The 2500-nt window shown below is 54.0% G+C and carries 1 tRNA gene and 2 rRNA genes (1 of these 3 cut by a window edge); all 3 read left to right on the top strand.

From position 1 onward, the window contains the following. Positions 1–1933, top strand: a 23S ribosomal RNA gene (locus tag ACMUVN_RS33155) (it extends 882 nt beyond the left edge of the window). 211 nt (positions 1934–2144) lie between these two features. Continuing rightward, positions 2145–2259 (top strand): 5S ribosomal RNA (rrf, locus tag ACMUVN_RS33150). 107 nt (positions 2260–2366) lie between these two features. Next, positions 2367–2443 (top strand) — tRNA-Met (locus ACMUVN_RS33145). Positions 2444–2500 lie beyond the last annotated feature (57 nt).

Genomic DNA, 2500 nt, shown 5'->3' with positions numbered 1-2500 from the left:
GTAGAGCGTCGAGCGAATACCCCCGGGGGTAGAGCACTGGATGGGCTATGGGGACTCACCGTCTTACTGATCCTAACCAAACTCCGAATACCGGGGAGTACTACTCGGCAGACACACGGCGGGTGCTAACGTCCGTCGTGAAAAGGGCAACAACCCTAACCTCCAGCTAAGGTCCCCAAGTCATGGCTAAGTGGGAAAGGATGTGAGGATCCCAAAACAACCAGGATGTTGGCTTAGAAGCAGCCATCATTTAAAGAAAGCGTAACAGCTCACTGGTCTAAATAAGGGTCTTTGCGCCGAAAATGTAACGGGGCTGAAGCCATGCACCGAAGCTGAGGATTTGCGAGCAATCGCAAGTGGTAGCGGAGCGTTCCGTAAGCTGATGAAGGGAGACCTGTGAGGGCTCCTGGAGGTATCGGAAGTGCGAATGTTGACATGAGTAACGATAAAGAGGGTGAGAGACCCTCTCGCCGAAAGACCAAGGGTTCCTGCTTAAAGTTAATCTGAGCAGGGTTAGCCGGCCCCTAAGGCGAGGCAGAAATGCGTAGTCGATGGGAACCACGTTAATATTCGTGGGCCTGGTGGTAGTGACGGATTGCACAAGTTGTTCTGGTTTATTGGATTATCAGGGCAGCGGAGCGGTTCCAGGAAATAGCTCCACCGTATAGACCGTACCCGAAACCGACACAGGTGGTCAGGTAGAGTATACCAAGGCGCTTGAGAGAACTATGTTGAAGGAACTCGGCAAATTGCACGCGTAACTTCGGAAGAAGCGTGACCCCATTTTACGCAAGTATGATGGGGTGGCACAGACCAGGGGGTAGCGACTGTTTATCAAAAACACAGGGCTCTGCGAAGTCGCAAGACGACGTATAGGGTCTGACGCCTGCCCGGTGCTGGAAGGTTAAGAGGAGAGGTGCAAGCTTTGAATCGAAGCCCCAGTAAACGGCGGCCGTAACTATAACGGTCCTAAGGTAGCGAAATTCCTTGTCGGGTAAGTTCCGACCTGCACGAATGGCGTAACGACTTCCCCGCTGTCTCCAACATAGACTCAGTGAAATTGAATTCCCCGTGAAGATGCGGGGTTCCTGCGGTCAGACGGAAAGACCCCGTGCACCTTTACTATAGCTTTACACTGGCATTCGTGTCGGCATGTGTAGGATAGGTGGTAGGCTTTGAAGCGGGGACGCCAGTTTCCGTGGAGCCATCCTTGAAATACCACCCTTATCGTCATGGATGTCTAACCGCGGCCCGTCATCCGGGTCCGGGACAGTGTATGGTGGGTAGTTTGACTGGGGCGGTCGCCTCCGAAAGAGTAACGGAGGCGCGCGATGGTGGGCTCAGACCGGTCGGAAATCGGTCGTCGAGTGCAATGGCATAAGCCCGCCTGACTGCGAGACTGACAAGTCGAGCAGAGACGAAAGTCGGTCATAGTGATCCGGTGGTCCCGCGTGGAAGGGCCATCGCTCAACGGATAAAAGGTACGCCGGGGATAACAGGCTGATGACCCCCAAGAGTCCATATCGACGGGGTTGTTTGGCACCTCGATGTCGGCTCATCGCATCCTGGGGCTGGAGCAGGTCCCAAGGGTTTGGCTGTTCGCCAATTAAAGCGGTACGTGAGCTGGGTTCAGAACGTCGTGAGACAGTTCGGTCCCTATCTGCCGTGGGTGTAGGAATATTGACAGGATCTGTCCCTAGTACGAGAGGACCGGGATGGACATATCTCTGGTGGACCTGTTGTCCTGCCAAGGGCATAGCAGGGTAGCTATATATGGACGGGATAACCGCTGAAGGCATCTAAGCGGGAAACCCACCTGAAAACGAGTATTCCCTATCAGAGCCGTGGAAGACGACCACGTTGATAGGCCGGGTGTGGAAGTGCGGCAACGCATGAAGCTTACCGGTACTAATAGCTCGATTGGCTTGATCGTTCTCATTGACTATGCTCATCACAAGGCGAAGGCTTTGCCTTCGTCCGGATCGATGAAGTGAGTAGTGAATAGGCAGTAGTGAGCAGTGAAAACTCTCGCGGCTGCCCTCACAAGCCTCAAAAGACGTGTTCAAAACAAACCACGACCGACTAGTCACTAACTAGTCACTCAGTGTACCAGCTTCTCAAATCAATAAGTTGCGCTTTGCCGACCTGGTGGTTATGGCGGGGTGGCTGCACCCGTTCCCATTCCGAACACGGCCGTGAAACGCCCCTGCGCCCATGGTACTTCGTCTTAAGACGCGGGAGAGTAGGTCGCTGCCAGGTCTGCAAATCGCAACTTATATCAATCAATCTTCTCAATCACGCCAAACGGCCCATAGCCGAGACAAAAGGGCCGCCCATAAAGCGGCCTTTTGTGTTAAATTATATCTCGCGGGGTGGAGCAGCCCGGTAGCTCGTCAGGCTCATAACCTGAAGGCCGCAGGTTCAAATCCTGCCCCCGCAACCAAATCCCACATAGACCGCCATACACGCTGATACAAAAAGCCCGCCTCGTGCGGGCTTT

Source organism: Rhizobium sp. IY2 (genome assembly GCF_047532935.1).
Taxonomy (GTDB): Bacteria; Pseudomonadota; Alphaproteobacteria; order Rhizobiales; family Rhizobiaceae; genus Rhizobium; species Rhizobium anhuiense.
Note: the sequence above shows the minus strand (reverse complement) of the source record. Positions and strands in the feature narration are given on the sequence as shown.